Genomic DNA, 18,339 nt, shown 5'->3' on the forward strand with positions numbered 1-18,339 from the left:
GTCAATCGCGGGGCGGCGGCCCCGCCGCAAAACCGGTGCACAAACTCGGGGACATGCTGCCTGACGGCCTGATCAGGATTGCTTGCGTAGACCTTCCAGGAGCTGCTTGAACGCCGCTATCGCCTTCTTCGACGTCGCCTCGGGATCCTCGGAATTGGCGATGCGCTGCGCGGCCTGGCTGCTGGCGCCGTTGATCAGCCGCGCGGCGGTCTCAGGATCGAGATCGGGAACGACGACGCCGTCCCGCTGCAGCGCCGTCAGGTGATCGGTCATCGAAGCCGTGCAGGCGTTGGCGTTTTGCCATTGCGCCGGGTCGCCGAGCACCGCCGGGCCGTCGCGGAACATGATGCGCTGGATCTCCGGCTCCAGCGCCATCTCGATGTAGGTGGTGCATTCATCGACGAAGTGCTGCCAGCGCGTCGGCGCCCGCGAGGCCACCTCGTCCACCCGGGCAGCCATCTCGCCGTCGATCTCGGCGATCACCGCCTGCAGCAGCCCCTTCTTGTCGCCGAAGTGATGGTAGAGCGCGCCACGCGTCAGCCCGGCCGAGGCGGTGAAATCGTCCATCGAGGCCTCGGCATAGCCGATCGTGCCGAAGGCATGGCGGGCCGCCGCGATCAGCTTGGCGCGCGTCTCGGCGATCATCTCCTTGCGGGGTCTGTGCATGGCTTCTGGCCCTATTAACATACGCCTCGTATGCCAATTGACATACGAGGCGTATGAACTATCTGACACTCATACGCTGCGTATGTAATTGCGGCATCTTCCCTTGTCGAGGAGCAGGACCATGCGAAACCCCTATTCGGACATCTTTCGGGCTCCCGGCACGAAAGGCTTTGCCGCGGCGGCCTTCGTCGCTCGGCTGCCGATCGCCATGGCGCCGATCGGCATGGTGGCGATGCTGTCGCAGACGCATGGCGAATACTGGCTGGCCGGCGCCGTCTCGGCCACCTACGCGCTGGTCAACGCCGTCCTGTCGCCGCAGGTCTCGCGGCTGGTGGACCGGCTCGGCCAGAGCCGGGTTGCCGTGCCCACAACCCTCGTGTCGGTGCTTTCCTTCGCGACCCTCATCGCCGCGGCCAACCAGCACTGGCCGTTATGGACCTTGTTCCTGTCCGCGCTGCTTGCCGCCGCCATGCCCAGCATCCCGGCGCTGGTCAGGGCGCGCTGGACCGAGATCTTTCGCAATCGCCCCGAGCTCAACACCGCCTTCGCCTTCGAATCGGCGGCGGACGAACTGGTCTATGTCGCCGGCGCCTCGCTGTCGGTGGGCCTGAGCGCAGCGCTGTTCCCGGAGGCGGGCATGCTGGTGAGCACATTGCTGCTCGCCTTCGGCTCGGCGGCGTTCCTGCTGCAGCGCTCGACTGAGCCGCCGGTGCGTCCGGCGGAACACGGCGCGGCCGGTTCAGCGATCCGGCTGCGCCCGGTGCAGATCATCACCTTCGCCCTGATCTTCGTCGGCGCGACCTTCGCCACCACCGAAGTCACGACGGTTGCGATCACCAAAGGGCTCGGCCAGCCTGAAGCGGCGAGCCTCGTCATCGGTGTCTATGCGCTCGGATCCTTCGTGCTCGGCATTATCGTCGGCGCGCTCAATCTGAAGGCGCCGCTGCAGCGGCAACTCGCGATAGCCGTGGCAGTGATTGCGCTGACCACGCTGCCGCTGCTCTTTGCCGATACGCTGCCGACGCTGGCGCTCGCCGTCTTCGTCAGCGGCGTGGCGATCTCGCCGACCTTCATCACCGCCTTCGGCCTGATCGAACGCCATGTGCCGCCGGCAATGCTGACCGAAGGCGTCACCTGGGTGACGACCGGGATCGGCATCGGCATGGCACTGGGCTCATTCGCCGCCGGCTGGACGGTCGACACTTTTGGACCGCAGAACGGGTTCTTTGTATCGGTTGCCGCAGGCGCGGTCGCGCTGGCTGCGGTGCTAGCCGGTCGATGCCGGCTGGCGACAGAGGATTGCGACGTGGATGGGGGCGAAGCGGTGGTTCCGGCGGAGTAACGGGAAGAGGCATGCAGCCAATCGTTTCCACGCTGGAGATTAACTGAAGCCAGCTACAAAATCTCTGTCTTGGCGATGTGGATGCCGAACCCTTCAAGGCCGACATAGTGGCGCTCGCGCGAGGCGATCAGGTTGATCGAGGAGATGCCGAGATCCTTCAGGATCTGGGCGCCGAGGCCGATCTCGCGCCACTCGCTCTCGCGCCGGCGGGCTTCCTCGTGATCCTCGCGCTCACCGCTCACGGGCCGCTTGCGCTCCTGGTGGGCGACGCCGACCGAGCCCTCGCGCAGATAGACGATGACGCCGCGCCTGCGCTCGCCCATCGCCTTCATGATGCGCTCCAGCCGGTGGCTGGTGCCGAAGACGTCGGTAACGACATCCTCCGAATGCAGGCGCACTGGCACGTCCTCGCCGTCGCGGATGTCGCCGAAGACGATCGCGACGTGGTGCATGGAATCCCAGGGCAGCGTGTAGGTGAAGACCTGCGCCTTGCCGCCGGGGGTATCGATGTCCGAGCAGGCGACGCGCTCGACCAGCGTTTCCTTGCGCTGGCGGTAGGCGATGAGATCGGCGACCGAGACCTGCTTCAGGCCGTGCTGCTCGGCGAAGGCCTGAACCTCGGGCCCGCGCTTGACCGTGCCGTCGTCATTGACCAGCTCGGAGATGACGCCGACCGGCGGCAGGCCGGCGAGCTTGCAGAGGTCGACCGCTGCCTCCGTGTGGCCCGAGCGCATCAGGACGCCGCCCTCGCGTGCGATCAGCGGGAAGATATGGCCCGGACGGACGAAGTCGGAGGCGCCGACATTGCCGTTGGCGAGGTTGCGCACGGTGAGCGTGCGGTCGTCGGCCGAAATGCCGGTCGTTGTGCCGTGCTTGAAGTCGACGCTGACGGTGAAGGCGGTGGTGTGGGCGGAATCGTTGTCGGCCACCATCGGCGCCAGGTTCAGCCGCCTCGCCTCCTCGCGCGGCATCGGCGTGCAGACAATGCCGGAGGTGTTGCGGACGATGAAGGCCATCTTTTCGGGCGTGCAGTGCACGGCGGCGACGATCAGGTCGCCCTCGTTCTCGCGTCCGTCATCGTCCATGACGACGACGATCTCGCCGCGCTCGAAAGCGCGGATCGCTTCGACGATCTTTTTCTGGTCGTATGGCATGGATCGCTCGCTTCGCTCGCAAGGGAATAGGAATTAGGCAGTAGGGAAGGAAAGGGCTGTGTCGGGCTGGCATGCTGCCTACTGCCTAATCCCTACTGCCTACTCCCTTACCTGTCTGTCCTCTATGCCGCAGATAATGATCCGCGATCGCGCAGGCAACCATGGCCTCGCCGATCGGCACGGCGCGAATGCCGACGCACGGGTCATGGCGGCCCTTGGTCATGACCTCGACGTCCTTGCCGTCCTTGTCGATGGACTTGCGCGGCGTCAGGATCGAGGAGGTCGGCTTGACGGCGAAGCGGGCAATGATCGCCTGGCCGGTCGAGATGCCGCCCAGGATACCGCCGGCATTGTTGGACAAAAACACCGGTTTGCCGTCATTGCCGATGCGCATCTCGTCGGCGTTCTGCTCGCCGGTGATGCGGGCGGCTTCGAAGCCGTTGCCGATCTCGACGCCCTTGACGGCGTTGATCGACATCAGGCCGGAGGCGATGTCCTGGTCGAGCTTGGCATAGATCGGCGCGCCGAGGCCGGCCGGCACGCCCTCGGCGACGATCTCGATCACCGCGCCGACGGAGGAGCCGGCCTTGCGGATGCCGTCGAGATAGGCGGCAAAGACGGGGACCGAGGCCGGATCGGGGGTGAAGAACGGATTTTCGGCATCACCGACGAAATTCCAATTCCAGTTGGCGCGGTCGATCGATTTTTCACCCATCGAGACCAGGGCGCCGCGCACCACCATGCCGGGCACCACCTTGCGCGCCAGCGCGCCGGCCGCCACCCGCGCGGCCGTCTCGCGCGCCGAGGAGCGGCCGCCGCCGCGATGGTCGCGCAGGCCATATTTGACCTCATAGGTGTAGTCGGCATGGCCCGGCCGATACTGGCGGGCGATCTCGCCATAATCCTTCGAGCGCTGGTCGACATTCTCGATCAGCATCGAGATGGGCGTGCCGGTGGTGATCATCGTCTCGCCGTCCTCGTCGAGGATGAAGCCGGACAGGATCTTCACCTCGTCCGGCTCGCGGCGCTGGGTGACGAAACGGGACTGGCCGGGGCGGCGCCTGTCGAGCTCGGCCTGGATATCCTCGCGCTTGAAGCGGATGCCGGGCGGGCAGCCGTCGACAACGCAGCCGAGCGCGGCGCCATGGCTTTCACCCCAGGTGGTGACGCGGAAGAGATGGCCGAAGGTGTTGTGAGACATGGAAGAAACGCCCTGCCCGGCGGCGGAGCCGGTTCGCCGGTTCAAGGGTGCCTTCTATTGGCGTTTTCCACAGCGGTCAAACGGTGATCGGCTGCATCAATCTGTGATCTGGCTGTTTTAGTTTTGACACATTCGCTTGGTTTCTGCTCTCTTCCCATCCGCCGTTGAGGACCCGCCGCTGACCAGCCGGCGCAATGACCAAAGAGGACGACGATGCGTACCCTGATTGGCGCTGTTTGCGCCATGCTCATGATTTCCACCGCCGCGTTCGCCGGCCAGACCGAAGGCCTGATCAAGAAGGTCGACAAGGACACGCTGACGCTGACGCTCGACGACGGAAAGGCCTACAAGCTCAACGCCGAGACGGATCTCGATGCACTGAAGCCCGGCATGGACATCGTCATCGCCTTTGACGTGACCAATGGCGAGAACGTCGTCACCGATATGCAGCTGCCGGACAGCGACCAGAATTAACCCGCGCCACGAGGTCTTGGCCAACGCGGTGCGCCGGTAGAGGGACCACCTTAGGCGTTGGCCGGGACGCCGAAAGCTTCGTCATTCTAGGGCGAAGCAAGGAGTGGATCGACGCGCGCAGACCCTAGAATCCATGCCGTTGCGTCGGAGCTTTGCAGCGGTGCCGAACGACCTCTGTTCTGCACCGCTTTTGCCATTCGGCCTAGGTCATGGCATGGATCCTAGGGTCTCCGCGACGGAGCTTCGCTCCTGCTTCGCCCTAGGATGACGACGCTGAGGCGCGGCTGCTACAGCCACTCCAGGCTCCGGCCCTCCAGCCGAAGCAGGCGATCCTGCGGGATTTCGAGGCCGGCCGCTTCCTGCTTGGACAGGCCGGCGACGACGCGGAAGAAGCAGCGCATGACGCCGCCATGGGTGACGCAGACCGTCTGCCGGTCGAGAGCGTCGAGCCACGGCTTCAGCCGCTCGAGCAGCATCTCATAGCTTTCCGCGCCCTCGCCGGGCGGCAGGAAGTCCCATTTGGTGGCGCGGCGGCCCTTGGTCGAGCCCGGATGCTGGGCCTCGAGCTCGGCGAAGGTGAAACCCTGCCAGTCGCCGAAACTCAGCTCCACCAGACGCGGATCGGTGCGATAGGCAAGCGGATCGAGCCCCATCGCCGCGCGCATCAGCTCCATCGTCTCGCGGGTGCGCCGCATCGGGCTGGCGACAAAGTCGAACGAAGCGGGATTTTTGACAAGGCCGGCCAGACGATGGCCGTTGCGGGTCGCCTGCTCGCGGCCGAGCGCGTTGATGTCGGTGTCAGCCTGGCCCTGCAGCCGACGCTCGGTATTCCACTGCGTCTGGCCATGGCGTGCGATGTAGACGAGCGGATACATCAGGTCTTCCGGAGGTCGGGCCAGGGCCTGGATGGAAGGTAGGCGGAGAGAGGGCTATTCCTTGACGGTCGAGATGTCCGGTGCGTCGACCGCCTTCATGCCGACGACGTGGTAGCCGGAATCGACGTGATGGACCTCGCCGGTGACGCCGCGCGACAGGTCCGACAGGAAGTAGACGCCGGAATCGCCGACTTCCTCCTGCGTCACCGTCTGCTTGAGCGGCGCGTTGTACTCGTTCCACTTGAGGATGTAGCGGAAGTCGCCGATGCCGGAGGCGGCCAGCGTCTTGATCGGGCCGGCCGAGATCGCGTTGACGCGGATCTTCTTGGCGCCGAGGTCGACGGCGAGATAGCGCACGCTGGCTTCGAGCGCCGCCTTGGCCACGCCCATGACGTTGTAGTGCGGCATCACCTTCTCGGCGCCGTAGTAGGTCAGTGTCAGCAGCGAGCCGCCCTCGCTCATCAGCGGCTCGGCGCGCTTGGCGATGGTGGTGAAGGAAAACACCGAGATGTCCATGGTGCGCAGGAAATTATCGCGCGTCGTCTCGACATAACGGCCGGTGAGCTCGTCCTTGTCGGAGAAGGCGATGGCATGGACGAGGAAATCCAGCTTGCCCCAGTGCTTGGCGATGTCGGCAAAGACGGCGTCGAGGCTTTCCGGATCGGTGACGTCGCAATGGCCGGCGACATGGGCGTTGAGCTCAGCCGCCAGCGGCTCGACGCGCTTCTTGAACGCCTCGCCCTGATAGGTCAGCGCGATTTCCGCGCCGTGGTCGACGCAAGCCTTGGCGATGCCGAAAGCGATCGACCGATTGTTCGCGACGCCGAGGATAAGGCCTCGCTTACCGGCCATAAGGCCCTGTCCACCCGCCATGTGCGCGTTCTCCGCAAGAATGTCAGCTTGTGGAGCCCTATCGCACAGGCACAAAGCCCCTTCAAGCGTCGAAAACAGACTGGCTCGAGGAGAAGATCGCCTCGATCAGCCTTTTCGCTTGCGCATCAGGGCTTCGAGATCGGCATCTCCGCCCTCCGGCAGCATCAGCCGCACATGGGCGTAGAGGTCGCCGTGGCCACCGGTTTTTTCCGGCAGGCCCCTGCCCTTCAGCCGCAGCACCTTGTCCGAGCTCGACCATGCCGGAACGTTGACCGCGAGCTTGCCGGTCGGCGTCTCGACGGCCACCTTGGCGCCCAGCACCGCGTCGGCCAGGTCGACGGGCAGGTCGACATGCAGGTCGCGGCCCTCGATGCGATAGCGCGGATGGCGGCGGATGTGGATCTTGACCAGCGCGTCGCCGGGCTGGCCCGGTCCCTGCTCGCCCTGGCCCTTGAGGCGGATGGTCTGGCCGTCCTCGACATAGGCCGGAAGCTTGACCGCCATCTTGCGGCCATCGGGGAACATCGCCGTCACCTTCTCGGCAGTGGCTGCCTCTTCGACGGTGATGTCGAGCGTGACGTTGAGGTCCGCCGCCTGGGCCGGCTGGCGGCGGTCGCCACGGCCCGCGCCGCGCGCGCCCGAGAAGGCATCGCCGAAGATCTGGCTGAAGATATCGCTGTTGCCGTCGAACGGATCGCCGCCCGGGCGACCGGTGCGGAATTCGAAATGCGCGCCGCCGGGGCCCTGCTGGCGGCGGAAGCCGGCGAACGGATCGCCACCGCCGGCCGCGCCCTCGAAGCCCTGGAATCTCGGCTTGCCGTCGGCGTCGATCTCGCCGCGATCGTAAGCGGCGCGCGACTTCTCGTCGCCGACGATCTCGTATGCCTGGTTGGCGGCGGCGAAACGCTCCTTCGCCTTCGGATCATTCGGATTCTGGTCCGGATGATGCTGCTTGGCGAGCTTGCGGTACGCCGATTTTATTTCCTTGGCCGATGCGTTCTTTGCAACGCCCAGCACCTCATAGGGGTCGCGCATGATTCCTGCCTGACAAAGAGGATGAGTCCACGGTTGCCCCCTATATGCGCTCGGATAGGAAGAAATTCCAGTGGCGCAAGAGGGATCGGCGAGCGAAAATCAGAGCGCCCCGAATTAATCAGAGCGCTTTGAACTCTTGCATATGCCAGCCACCCGCACCAGCCATGCAAAGCTCGCCCTTGTACAAGGCGACGCCGTCGAAGCTCTCGCGCGTGGCGGAGAAGCGGCGGCAGTTGAGGCCGCCATCCTTGAGCTCCATCAGCTCGGTGATCGCACCGCGCGAGCCGGTGCCGGCATTGGCCCATGGCACGGGCTGGCCGCCGAGCTCCCGGATATCGGCGGACGAGACTGCGTTGCCGATGGTGGTCTGGTCCGAATCGGTGTCGCTGCCCGCCGGCTGGGCGGGCGAGGAAGGCATGCTGGAGGTGACGATCGAGCGGTCGACCTCCGCCTTATCGAGGCTGAAGCCGCCGGCGCCACAGGCGGCAAGCGGGAGCGCCAATATCAGCAGCGCAGCCTTGGCGCTGGCCGAAGCGATAACGCCCCGTTGCCCGCTGTCAAAAGCTTGCGCAATACGCGACAATCGGCGAACTCCTCCCGCAGTGTTAAAAATTTGGAAAACTATGAACGAAACCGAGTTAACAAGCAGTGACTTCACCGAGGCAGCGGAGCCGTTCAGGCTGTTTGCCGCATGGCTGGAGGACGCCACCAAGAGCGAGCCCAACGACCCCAACGGCGTGGCGCTGGCAACCGTCGATGCCGACGGCATGCCGGATGTGCGGATGGTGCTGCTCAAGGGATTCGACGAAAAGGGGTTTGTCTTCTACACGAATTTCGAGAGCGCCAAGGGCCGCGAGATTCTTGGCAGCATGAAGGCAGCGATGTGCTTCCACTGGAAATCGCTGCGCCGCCAGGTTCGCGTGCGCGGGCCGGTGGAGATCGTCAGCGACGCCGAGGCCGATGCCTACTACGCGACGCGGCCGCGCGGCAGCCGCATCGGCGCCTGGGCCTCGAAACAGTCGCGGCCGCTCGAAAGCCGCTTCGCGCTGGAGAAGGCGGTGGCCGAATACACGGCGCGCTACGCGATCGGCGAGATTCCGCGGCCGAAGCACTGGTCCGGCTTCCGCATCCTGCCGCAGACGATCGAGTTCTGGCACGACCGTCCCTTCCGGCTGCATGACCGCGTCGTCTTTTCGCGCAACGTCAAAGGCGGCTGGGACAAGACGCGGCTGTACCCCTAGAGCGGTTCAGCGATAATCGCCGAACCCCTCTAAGTATTTGTCTTTACGCAATTCCGGACGGAAAACCGTCACACACTTTTCCTCGAATTGCTCTAATCCTTTTCCAGCTGGAACAGCAGGAAATGCGGCCGTTCGCTGGCGACGCCGACGGCCGGGCGTATTGATTTGGTGGCCTCCTTCGGCACCAGAAACGTCTCACGCAGGTTGACTGCGTCGCCGCTCTTGGCGCCGGAGAAGATCGCCGACGTGCAGCTCTGCACGTTGTCCGTGGTGTTCAGCGACGCGACGGAAGTCGGCGACCAGCGCCGTCCGTCCTTGTCGATCAGCATCACCTTGCAACCGAGCCATCGGTTCTGCAGATCGGGATCGCCAATCTTCACCGAGAAGTCGGCCAGCACCGGCACGGCATCCGGCGGCAGGTTCGACATGCCGAAGGCGCCGCGCAGATCCGTCAGCTTCCAGTCACTGCCGCCGAAACGGACGCTTTGGCCCCAGGCAACGCGGCGCGGGAAGAGGTCGTTGTCGCCAAGCATCGCCTTGACGCTGTCATAGGCCTCAACGGCAAGGCTCAGCGGGACGAGCAGAACCAGCGACCAAAGGCTGCGGCGGCGCCATTTCCGCTCGCTCGTGCCGCTATTGCCATCCAGAAGCTGCGCCGTCATTCGATACCCCTCAGATCGGCTGCGTCATATCGAGCGTGTCGACCGTTCCGGGCGGCAAGCCGTCGGGTCCGATGGCGACCGGCCCGAGCGATATTTCGGCTTGCGAGTCGAGCGCGGACATCAGCTTTTCCGAAACCAGCAAGGTGGCATCGCTGACCTCGTCGGCCCGCAACTCGAAGATCAGCCTCGCCTTCTTCGGCAGGCCGGGGTCGACGGCCACGGGAAGCAGGCCATCGGCGAAGGACAGCCGCTCGGTCTGGTCATAGGTGAGGCCGGTCCTTCCCCGCCAGGACGCGACCGCCACCGTCGTCGATTGCGCCCGCGCCGCAAACTCCACCGTGACAACGGCCCAGATACCGCCGGTGGTCAGAACCTTGCTGTCACCGAACCTGTCGACTTTCAGGTTGCGGGCGAATTCCACCGTTTCGGCACGGACCTCGAAGCCGCGCCCGACGACGGTGTCGCCCAGATTGCCGCGGGCGGGAATCGGCCCGATGAGGTCGCCATAACGCGGCTTCGACGCCTGCAGCCCATAGCAAAGCGACACCGCGGCGAGCAGCAGGACAATGTTGGCGAGTTTGCGCATCATGGCTGGATATCCGCGGTATCGGGCCCTCTGCCAACGGGCAGAGTCAGCCTGCCGACCGGCGCCGGATTGAACCAGCCGGGCAGGCCGTAGAGATTGTCGCGCTGCTTGTAGGTCTTGCGGACGACCGTCAGCTCGAGCTTGGCGGGCAAGGTCGCTCCGTCAGGCAACTGCCAGATGTAGGCCATCTTCTCCGGCATGCCTGGGTGCAGTTCCGGCGACAGCGTGGAATCGCGCGTCAGCGCGATGAAGGGTTTCGTCGCCGGATCGATCGTCGCCTGGTTCGCCTGCAGGACATCGAAATAGTCCTTTGTCGATTTTGCCGTGCGGTTGGTCATTTCGAGCTCGACGACGAGCGCTTTCGCACCAGGCTTCAGCGGTACTCCGTAGAGGTTCTCGCCGTCGGCGGAATAGGCCTTGAGCGGCCTCAGCAGCCATTGGCCCGTTTCGATCCGGCTGGCCGGCGCCAGAACTGGCATCGGCTCGTGCCTTGCGCCGAAGGCGCCCATGACGCCGGCGGCCGCAATCGCCGCCGCGGTGCCAATGCCGGCCACCAGCCAGGCTTTCAGGCGGGAACCGGCATTCTCAAGCATTCTGGGGCACCACTTCCGCTCCGCCCGGTGAGCCGGCCAGCCGGGCATCTTCAGAGGTCCGGCGCTTCGGCAGCGCGAAGGCCGTCTCGAGGATCGCGGCGAGGAAACAGATCCGAACCGGCTCGACAAGAATGCCGGTCGAGGAGTCCTGGAACGGGCTGCCAAAGAGCAGCGAGACGCCTTGGGAAAGCACCTGCCAAGTATCGAGCCCATGCGGGCCGATGAGGCGTGTCATGCCGAGCCACGCCCAGGCCGCCAGCCAGTCGATCAGGCGATAGCCGACGATCAGCGTGACGATGAGCACCAAGCCCGAGCTCAACGTGATGCGCACGCCATTGGCGATCGGCAAGTAGCGCGAGCGGTAGCCCGAGATGAAGTGCTCGACGAAGTCGCGCAGGAATCTCGGAATGGCTCGATAGCGCTCGCCGACACGTTCGACCCGCCGGTGCATACGCATCAGTTCCTTGTCGTCGCGCACGTCGTAGCCGTAGATGAGAGCGGCGAGGACCAGCCAGATCACCGGCAGCAGCATGTAGAAGAACAGGTTGACCAGCCTGGTCGTGGTATCGATTGAGGTGACCTCGACGGGAACCATCGGATCGGCAAAGGCGCTGGCGATGGGATTGGCGACCCCTTCGGCGGCGGCCTGCAGGATGGAAAAGATGCTGCGGCTCATGATCCAGGCGACGGCCTCGTCCTTCCAGCGCGAGATCACGTAGAGACCGATGAATATCCAGTTGGTCTCGCAGATGACCACGACGATCTGCCAGAAGGAGCGCGAGCCGCCGCGCTTCTGCATCGTGGTGGCAAAGCGCCTTATCAGCCAGGAGATGACGACAGACAGGATCAGCCAGCGCGAATCCAGCACGTCGAGCACATTGCCGGCGCCCTCGCCGAAGGGCGCCATGTCGAGCGTGACGCGCGAATATTGCCGCACCGTGTCGCCGAGAAAACCCCAGGCGGCGTAGTAGGCGAAGAAGGGCAGCAGCGCGACAGTGACCATGCGCGCCAGCCGCCCGCCGCCTGAACCCGGCTCGGCTTCGCTTTCGCCTTGAGCCGCCTGCTGCGCGGCCCGCACTGACGGCAAGGCAGGCAGCAGGGTCTGGAACATGGCGACGGTGACGACGAGCTGGGTCAAGGCAACCAGCGTCAGCAGGGCCAGGCCCGCCATGTGGTTGAGGAAGGCAGCTCGCGCGGCGACCTGCATGAACAGATCGCCGAACACGATGCCCAAAAGCACCATGGCGATGAGTTGCGGCCAGAAGCGCCACCAGAGTTTCAGGGTCAGCGCCAGTGGCTTTGCGGCGTCGGCAAGCATGTCGAGGTATTCAGTCGATCAGCGAACGCCCTCCGATGCCCCGGCGGGTCGCGTAGCGATGGCGGCGTCTCGGCTCATGTCCTCTCCACTTTCACGAGCCCCCCGCACGCGTCGACGAGAGATAGTGCAGACCGGATCGCTTTGATACCCCTGCACCAACCTTTAGGTGAAATTGGACGGACAGTTCGCCTTACGCCAGGAGCCATTTCCGGCCATATTGATGCAAGCACCTCAAGCCTGGCGAGGGTTCGGCATGGCAATCTTCCTGGCATTCCTCGGCGTCGCGCTCGTGGTGATCGTCACGCCCGGGCCCGATACCGCGATCACCATCCGCAACACCTTGCTGGGCGGCCGCCCGGCGGGAATCCTGACCGCGCTCGGTGTCGGTTGCGGCTTGACGATCTGGGCGCTGGCGACGAGCATCGGCCTCGTCGCGCTTTTGACGGCGTCCGAACCGCTCTTCCTCGCCGTCAAATATGCCGGCGCCGCCTATCTGATCTATCTCGGCATGCAGGCGCTGCGCGAGGCGATCCGGCCGGTGCACATCCACCATGTGCAGGCGCCGGCCCTGCCTCATAGACGACTGGCACCGATCGCCGCTTTCCGGCAAGGCTTCATCAGCGATCTCGGCAATCCGAAGATAGCGGTGTTTTTCCCCAGCCTGCTGCCGCAATTCGTGCCGGCCGGACAACCGTCTTTTCTGTCGCTGCTCCTGCTCGGCGTCGTCTTCGCGCTGATCACCTTCACATGGCTGACCATCTACGCGACCGTCGTGGCCAAGGCCGGCGACTGGCTGCGACGGCCGAATGTGCGCCGGATCGTCGAAGCGGTCAGCGGCACGCTACTGATCGGCCTTGGCATCCGCATCGCGGCCGAGCAGCGATAGCTCGGTCAGCTCGCCTTCTTGCGCGTCATGAAAGCGGTGAGCGCGGCGCGCGCCTCGTCGGACTTCAGCCGCTCGTGGAAATGCTCGCTTTCCACCTTGATGCGAGCGATGAGATCTTCACGCGGGCCGCGCATCAGGTCGCGGGCGATCCTCAGCGCCTGCGGCGGCTTGGCGGCGATATCATCGGCAGCGGCGAGCACCGCACCTTCCAGCGCGTCTCCCGCGACCACCTCATAAATCAGCCCGGCGGACTTGGCGCGCTCGGCGGAGAAACCTTCGCCGAGGCCCAGTAGCGCAAAGGCGCCCTGCCGGCCGAGGACCTGCGGCGCAAGCAGGCTCGAGCCGGCCTCCGGCACGAGGCCGAGGTCGACGAAGGGGGTGCGGAAGAGCGTGCGCGGCGTGGCGAAAGTCAGGTCGCAATGCAGGTTGAGCGTGGTGCCGATGCCGACCGCGATGCCGTCGACACCCGACACCATCGGCTTTTCAGTCTTGGCCAGCGCCATCAGGAAATCCCAGACCTCGTTGCCGCCCTCGCCGCCCGTGGCGATGACCAGGAAGTCGGCAAGATCGTTGCCGGAAGAAAAGGCGCCGGGCACGCCGAGGAAGACGTGGACGCGAACCGCCGGATCGGCGTCGCCCTCGATAAGAGCGGCCGACATTTTCGCGTACATGGCGCGCGTCAGCGCGTTCTTCTTGTCCGGCCGGTTCATGCGTATGATCTGTACGGCGCCCCGGCGCTCGATGAGGACATGGTCGGTCACGGTCGGTTCCTTCGAATATCAGGGGTCAAGCGGATATCAGCGCCTTGCCGGCGGCGGCGAGGCTCTCGGCGCCGTCGATGACGCGCTCCTTCAAGGCGCGCGTCTCGCCAAGCAGGTTTTCGGCAAAGAAGCGGCAGAGCGCGATGCGGCTGCGCTCAACGAGCCCGCCCTGCGCCAGATAGGCGCCGCCGGCGGCGAGCGAGATCAAGCGCAGATAGGGCGTGGCGCCGGCCATGGCGGCGTCGGCTTTGCCGTCGGCCATGAGCTGTTGCAAAAAGCGCGTCGCCTCGTCGAGATCGGCAAGCGCCCGGTCGAGATTGTCGGCGGTGCGGCCGAAGCCCTCGATATTCGAAGTGCGAACCGCATCGGCCGTCGCTTTCAGCTCGCCGATGTAGCGATGCACATGCTCGCCGCCGGCGAGCGGCAGTTTGCGCGAGACGAGGTCGATCGCCTGGATGCCGTTGGTGCCTTCATAGATCGGCGCGATGCGAGCATCTCGATAAAGCGCTGCAGCACCCGTCTCCTCGACGAAACCCATGCCGCCATGCACCTGGACGCCCAGCGAGGCGACTTCGACGCCGACGTCGGTCGAAAAGGCCTTTGCCAAGGGCGTCAGCAAGTTGGCACGGTCGCGCCAAGTGGCGGCGGCCTCGCCCTTTGCGACGCGGGCGCGGTCGATGGCATGCGCGCAGGAATAGCTGATGGCGCGCGCGATCTGGGTCAGCGCCCGCATGGTGAGAAGATTGCGCTGCACGTCCGGGTGATGGACGATCGGCGCCATGCCGGAGCCGGCATAGTCCGAGGCCTTGCCCTGGCGGCGCTCATTGGCATAGGCGATCGCCTTTTGCGTCGCGGTCTCGGCCACCGCCACGCCCTGCATGCCGACGGCAAGGCGGGCGTTGTTCATCATGGTGAACATGCAGGCCAGCCCCTTGTTCTCCTCGCCGATCAGCCAGCCGATGGCGCCGGGCGTCTCGCCTGAAAAACCGTCGCCGTAGATCATGGTGCAGGTCGGCGAGGCATGGATGCCGAGCTTGTGCTCGAGGCCGGAACAGAAGACGTCGTTGCGGGCGCCGAGCGAGCCGTCGTCATTGACCAGGAATTTCGGCACCAGGAACAGCGAGATGCCGCGCGTGCCGGCCGGCGCGTCGGGAAGCCTGGCCAGCACCAGATGCACGATGTTGTCGGTGAAATCGTGCTCGCCATAGGTGATGAAAATCTTCTGGCCGAAGATGCGGTAGGTGCCGTCGCCGGCAGGCTCGGCACGGGTGCGCAAGGCCGCGAGGTCGGAGCCGGCCTGCGGCTCGGTCAGGTTCATCGTGCCCATCCAGTCGCCGGAGACGAGCTTCACCAGATACTTTTCCTTCAGCGCCTCGGAGGCGTGCTTGTCGAGGGCTTCCACCGCGCCCATGGTCAGCGTCGGGCCGATGCCGAAGGCCATGGCGGCGGAATTCCACATTTCGAGCGCGGCGACGGCAAGCATGGTGGGCAGGCCCTGGCCGCCGAACTCCTCCGGTCCCGACAGCGCGTTCCAGCCGCCGTCGATCCAGCGGCGGTAAAGCTCCTTCCAGCCGGGCGGCATGGTGACGGCCGCGTCCTTCAAGACCGCGCCATGCTCGTCGCCGATCTTATAGAGCGGCGCCACCTCCTCGCTGGCAAAGCGGCCGGCCTCGGCAAGTATCGCGTCGACCAGGTCTTCGCCGAGATCGCCGAAGGTGCCGGAATCCAGCGCCGGCTTCAGGCCGGCAACGTGCTTCAGCGTGAAAGCGATGTCCTCGACCGGTGCGCGGTACATTTTGCTGCTCCTCCTCCGTTCCGGCCACCGTAGTCGCGCGGCCGAAGCGAGACCATCCGCCTTTGGGTTGGTCTCGCGCCTTCTTTTTACGTAAACGTCAAATTTTGTCACGCGGATTTTGCATTCGCTGCATGATCTTTGTCATCCACGGGCGAGCGGGAGTGAAGCGGACGGGTAGACCCTAGGACTATGCCGTGACCTCGCGCGAAGAATACGGCGGAGCAGAATTCTGGATCGTGGAAACGCCTGGATGTAACGGCAGGATCCTATGGTCTGCGCCGCGTCGCTTCGCTCCTTGCTCCGCCATAGGATGACGAAACCGCGAAGGCTTTGGCGATTTTCAAGGCTGCTCTATACCCTCAAGGCCACTGCCCCAGCCCTCAAAATTTCTACGATAAGGAATTGCATCCTGCTGATATGATCTTCATCGACTGATCGGCCAGATTGAATCGGAACATCCCATGCTTGCCAGACCTGACGCCTATCGCTGCATCGAATGCGGCCTGCCCTATCGGGCGACGGGCTTCTGGTATCACGAGGGCAAACTCGACAACGGCCCGGCCTATTGGTCGGATCGCGGCATATTGTGCTCGCCGCAATGCTCGCTGACGCATCACAAGAAGCGCGCGGCCGAAGGCACGCTGCCGCAGGAGCCGGCACCCGATCCGTTCGCGGTCCAGTCGTTGTTTCGGCGCTGAGCGCCAAACGGCTTTGAAAGCACTTCCTTAACCATAGCGGTTCAGGATCATCCCCTGGTCAGTGGGGACAACCCTGATTGAAAAAGCCGGCGCGCTCTCTTCGCCGCCTGGCGCTTCTCGCTGCTGCGATGGCGCTGGGCACGGCGGCAAAGGCCTCGGATTTCTCCGAGCCGTGGAAGAATGCCGACCGCGCGCTGGTGATCGACGCCTACGAATACAACTCCATCGACTGGGCTGAGCTTGCCACCGACAAGCGCATCGTCGGCTTCATCAACAAGGCTTCCGACGGGCTGCCGCCACCCTATTTCTGCTTGGGCAGCGAAACCGACGTCAAGCTCTGCAAGGCGCTGTGGAAGCGCTATGCGGTGACGCGCGAGCTGTTCCAGACGCGCAAGGTGGTGGCCAAGGCGCTCGGCCTGAAGTGGGGCGCCTATCACCTTGCCCGCCCCGGCAACCCGATCGAGCAGGCCAACAATTTCGTCGATTTCGCCGAGCCGGCGCCGGACGATCTCATCGCCCTCGACATCGAGGGCATCGATCCGACGCAATGGATGTCGCTCGAGGACGCGGAAGAATTCGTGCGCCAGGTGCACCGCCGCCTCGGCCGCTTCCCGGTGCTCTACTCGAACGGCAAGACCGCCCAGTACATCGCCGACAACCGCTACACCTACCGGCTCTTGTCGCGGCTGCCGCTCTGGTACGCGCGCTACAAGCCGGACATCGACGTGCATTTCCCGATGGGCAACTGGCAGGGTTACGCGCTCTGGCAGTTTTCCGCGAAGGCGAATTGCGGCCGCTTCAGCTGCCCCTATCGCGTGCCGGGCACGCCCAACGACATCGATGTCAGCGTCGCGCCGATGAAAGCCGATGAGTTGCGCCAGCAATGGGCCTTCGGCGGGCTGATCGACGTGCCGGCGGATTACCTCGCCTCCATCCCGGTGCCGATCCCGCGCGCAGCAGGCCTCGCCGGCAAGGTCACCATCACCTATGCCGATGTCGCGACGCCGCCGACCATCGAGGAGCTGGTAGCGGTGCTTGGCGCGCGCTGGGAGAAATTCCGCGACGGATTCCACATGCCGGTGGTGAAGACCGTGCCGCAACGCCCGAGCTTCGGCATTGTCCAGTATGTCGCCTGGAAGCGTGCAGAGCAGCGCACGCCCGAAGAGCTCGACGCCGCCCTCGCCGCGGCCGACCCGGTCAACACCGCTTCGACGGCGCTCGACCACCGCCGACAATAGCCAACGGTAGCGTCAACGATGATTACCCAGGCTGGCATACATGCCGGTGGTGCGAAACTGCGTCGGGTTGATGCCGTAACAGCGGCGAAACACCTTGGAGAAGTAGTTCGCATCCTCAAAACCACACAGCACAGCGACTTCCTTCACCGGCAGGAAATCCGCTCTGGTCAGCAATTTCGCCGCGCGCTGCAGCCGCTGCTGCAACACGAATTCAGCCGGCGGCAATCCTTCGCTCTCGGCGAAGCAGCGCGAGAAATGAGCGCGGCTGAGACCGCTGATCCCGACCAGTTCCGCCACCGGCAGCGGCTTGTCGAGATTGGCGTTGATGTGGTCGATGACCGGCTGCATGGCGCTCTGTTTTTCTGCAAAGGCATGCGAGCCGAAGACATCGTCATAGAGCGCCATCGCCGCCTCATAGGCGATCGCGGAGGCCGCGCCCGGCGAACCCGCTCCCTTGATGAGGCGCAGGCTGCAATCGGCAAGATGGTCGACGGTCGCCGGCTGCAGCCGGAACACAGGCCCCGAGACGCTGAGGATCGACTTGTGGATGCGCAGCGCCTCCTCGCCGTTCATCGAGATCCAGAAATATTCCCAGCGGTCGCCCTTGGCCAACCAGTAGCGATGGTTATGCGGCACCAGCACCAGCAGAGTATCGTTCGCCTGCAGACGATAGTTGCGGCTCTCGTAACGCAACTGGCCGGTGCCGCTGATCGTATGCTGAAGAACCGTGAACGGGGTCTGGCCGCGTTTCCGGCCGTCCCAGTCGTAGGTTTCGTCCTCGCGCAACTCATAGCCCGTACTGGTCGGCATGGCATGCAGGCGCTGGCGGCCGCGCGGCAGCGAGATCGTCCGCATCGACTGTCCGTTGGCGATCAGGTCTCGCAGCACAAAATTACCCTCGAAAGCATAATCCTTCTCTGGCCGCGCTCGCGAATAAGCGC

20 protein-coding genes are annotated in these 18,339 nt (G+C 64.8%); 6 read left to right on the top strand and 14 right to left on the bottom strand.

Annotated features, from left to right (window positions below):
• Nucleotides 1–72: 72 nt before the first annotated feature.
• Complete coding sequence (locus tag EN853_RS19830) at nucleotides 73–666, bottom strand: TetR/AcrR family transcriptional regulator (protein WP_127861124.1); 594 nt, start codon at nucleotides 664–666, stop codon at nucleotides 73–75.
• A gap of 121 nt (nucleotides 667–787) precedes the next feature.
• On the opposite strand from EN853_RS19830, the gene EN853_RS19835 reads away from it, so the two are divergent.
• On the top strand, nucleotides 788–2,008 hold the full coding sequence (locus tag EN853_RS19835; RefSeq protein ID WP_127861123.1) for an MFS transporter: 1,221 nt from the start codon (nucleotides 788–790) through the stop codon (nucleotides 2,006–2,008).
• A 53-nt stretch (nucleotides 2,009–2,061) separates the two neighbouring features.
• On the opposite strand, the gene ribB is transcribed toward EN853_RS19835, so the two are convergent.
• Entirely contained in the window at nucleotides 2,062–3,162 is a 1,101-nt protein-coding gene (ribB, locus tag EN853_RS19840; RefSeq protein WP_127861122.1) for a 3,4-dihydroxy-2-butanone-4-phosphate synthase, read from the bottom strand.
• Nucleotides 3,163–3,247: 85 nt separating this feature from the next.
• Nucleotides 3,248–4,363, bottom strand: a complete 1,116-nt coding sequence (gene aroC, locus EN853_RS19845; protein WP_127861121.1) for a chorismate synthase — start codon at nucleotides 4,361–4,363, stop codon at nucleotides 3,248–3,250.
• A gap of 213 nt (nucleotides 4,364–4,576) precedes the next feature.
• Between aroC and EN853_RS19850 the strand changes: the two genes are divergently transcribed.
• Nucleotides 4,577–4,837 carry a DUF1344 domain-containing protein gene (locus EN853_RS19850; protein WP_127861120.1) on the top strand — a complete coding sequence of 87 codons (261 nt, stop codon included), beginning with the start codon at nucleotides 4,577–4,579 and terminating at the stop codon, nucleotides 4,835–4,837.
• A gap of 287 nt (nucleotides 4,838–5,124) precedes the next feature.
• Here the strand turns inward: EN853_RS19850 and EN853_RS19855 are convergent, their stop codons facing one another.
• The 4 genes from EN853_RS19855 to EN853_RS19870 form a co-directional block, all read right to left on the bottom strand.
• Nucleotides 5,125–5,712, bottom strand: a complete 588-nt coding sequence (locus tag EN853_RS19855; RefSeq protein WP_127861119.1) for a histidine phosphatase family protein — start codon at nucleotides 5,710–5,712, stop codon at nucleotides 5,125–5,127.
• Between the two features lie 54 nt (nucleotides 5,713–5,766).
• On the bottom strand, nucleotides 5,767–6,585 hold the full coding sequence (gene fabI, locus EN853_RS19860; protein WP_127861118.1) for an enoyl-ACP reductase FabI: 819 nt from the start codon (nucleotides 6,583–6,585) through the stop codon (nucleotides 5,767–5,769).
• A gap of 105 nt (nucleotides 6,586–6,690) precedes the next feature.
• Nucleotides 6,691–7,620, bottom strand: coding sequence for a J domain-containing protein (locus EN853_RS19865; protein ID WP_127861117.1), 930 nt, complete (start codon nucleotides 7,618–7,620; stop codon nucleotides 6,691–6,693).
• A gap of 118 nt (nucleotides 7,621–7,738) precedes the next feature.
• Nucleotides 7,739–8,203 (bottom strand): RT0821/Lpp0805 family surface protein, encoded by a 465-nt coding sequence (locus EN853_RS19870; RefSeq protein WP_127861116.1) that lies wholly within the window; start codon nucleotides 8,201–8,203, stop codon nucleotides 7,739–7,741.
• Nucleotides 8,204–8,243: 40 nt separating this feature from the next.
• On the opposite strand from EN853_RS19870, the gene pdxH reads away from it, so the two are divergent.
• Nucleotides 8,244–8,861 carry a pyridoxamine 5'-phosphate oxidase gene (gene pdxH, locus EN853_RS19875; RefSeq protein WP_127861115.1) on the top strand — a complete coding sequence of 206 codons (618 nt, stop codon included), beginning with the start codon at nucleotides 8,244–8,246 and terminating at the stop codon, nucleotides 8,859–8,861.
• Nucleotides 8,862–8,953: 92 nt separating this feature from the next.
• Here pdxH and EN853_RS19880 read toward each other — a convergent pair whose 3' ends face one another.
• Genes EN853_RS19880 through EN853_RS19895 form a run of 4 tightly spaced genes read right to left on the bottom strand, consistent with a single transcriptional unit; the run spans nucleotide 8,954 to nucleotide 12,020 of the window.
• The gene (locus EN853_RS19880) at nucleotides 8,954–9,523 is read right to left on the bottom strand and encodes a hypothetical protein (protein ID WP_127861114.1); all 570 of its coding nucleotides are present in this window, start codon (nucleotides 9,521–9,523) and stop codon (nucleotides 8,954–8,956) included.
• Between the two features lie 10 nt (nucleotides 9,524–9,533).
• Nucleotides 9,534–10,112, bottom strand: coding sequence for a hypothetical protein (locus tag EN853_RS19885; RefSeq protein WP_127861113.1), 579 nt, complete (start codon nucleotides 10,110–10,112; stop codon nucleotides 9,534–9,536).
• The gene (locus EN853_RS19890) at nucleotides 10,109–10,702 is read right to left on the bottom strand and encodes a hypothetical protein (RefSeq protein WP_127861112.1); all 594 of its coding nucleotides are present in this window, start codon (nucleotides 10,700–10,702) and stop codon (nucleotides 10,109–10,111) included. The genes EN853_RS19885 and EN853_RS19890 overlap by 4 nt, the downstream gene beginning before the upstream one ends.
• A complete protein-coding gene (locus tag EN853_RS19895) occupies nucleotides 10,695–12,020 on the bottom strand; it encodes a hypothetical protein (RefSeq protein WP_127861111.1) in 1,326 nt (441 codons plus the stop codon). The genes EN853_RS19890 and EN853_RS19895 overlap by 8 nt, the downstream gene beginning before the upstream one ends.
• A 253-nt stretch (nucleotides 12,021–12,273) precedes the next feature.
• Here EN853_RS19895 and EN853_RS19900 point away from each other — a divergent pair, with 253 nt between their 5' ends.
• Nucleotides 12,274–12,906, top strand: a complete 633-nt coding sequence (locus EN853_RS19900) for a LysE family translocator (protein ID WP_127861110.1) — start codon at nucleotides 12,274–12,276, stop codon at nucleotides 12,904–12,906.
• Nucleotides 12,907–12,911: 5 nt separating this feature from the next.
• On the opposite strand, the gene EN853_RS19905 is transcribed toward EN853_RS19900, so the two are convergent.
• Both EN853_RS19905 and EN853_RS19910 read right to left on the bottom strand, forming a co-directional pair.
• The gene (locus EN853_RS19905) at nucleotides 12,912–13,667 is read right to left on the bottom strand and encodes a crotonase/enoyl-CoA hydratase family protein (protein WP_127861109.1); all 756 of its coding nucleotides are present in this window, start codon (nucleotides 13,665–13,667) and stop codon (nucleotides 12,912–12,914) included.
• 25 nt (nucleotides 13,668–13,692) lie between these two features.
• Nucleotides 13,693–15,462 carry an acyl-CoA dehydrogenase gene (locus tag EN853_RS19910; RefSeq protein ID WP_127861108.1) on the bottom strand — a complete coding sequence of 590 codons (1,770 nt, stop codon included), beginning with the start codon at nucleotides 15,460–15,462 and terminating at the stop codon, nucleotides 13,693–13,695.
• A 461-nt stretch (nucleotides 15,463–15,923) separates the two neighbouring features.
• Between EN853_RS19910 and EN853_RS19915 the strand changes: the two genes are divergently transcribed.
• Together EN853_RS19915 and EN853_RS19920 are read left to right on the top strand one after the other, a co-directional pair.
• A complete protein-coding gene (locus EN853_RS19915) occupies nucleotides 15,924–16,160 on the top strand; it encodes a hypothetical protein (protein WP_127395167.1) in 237 nt (78 codons plus the stop codon).
• Between the two features lie 128 nt (nucleotides 16,161–16,288).
• Nucleotides 16,289–17,398 (top strand): glycoside hydrolase family 25 protein, encoded by a 1,110-nt coding sequence (locus EN853_RS19920; RefSeq protein ID WP_127861206.1) that lies wholly within the window; start codon nucleotides 16,289–16,291, stop codon nucleotides 17,396–17,398.
• Between the two features lie 12 nt (nucleotides 17,399–17,410).
• Here the strand turns inward: EN853_RS19920 and EN853_RS19925 are convergent, their stop codons facing one another.
• Entirely contained in the window at nucleotides 17,411–18,253 is an 843-nt protein-coding gene (locus EN853_RS19925) for an AraC family transcriptional regulator (protein ID WP_127861205.1), read from the bottom strand.
• Between the last annotated feature and the right edge of the window lie 86 nt (nucleotides 18,254–18,339).

Source organism: Mesorhizobium sp. M1C.F.Ca.ET.210.01.1.1 (assembly GCF_004791585.1).
Taxonomy (GTDB): Bacteria; Pseudomonadota; Alphaproteobacteria; order Rhizobiales; family Rhizobiaceae; genus Mesorhizobium.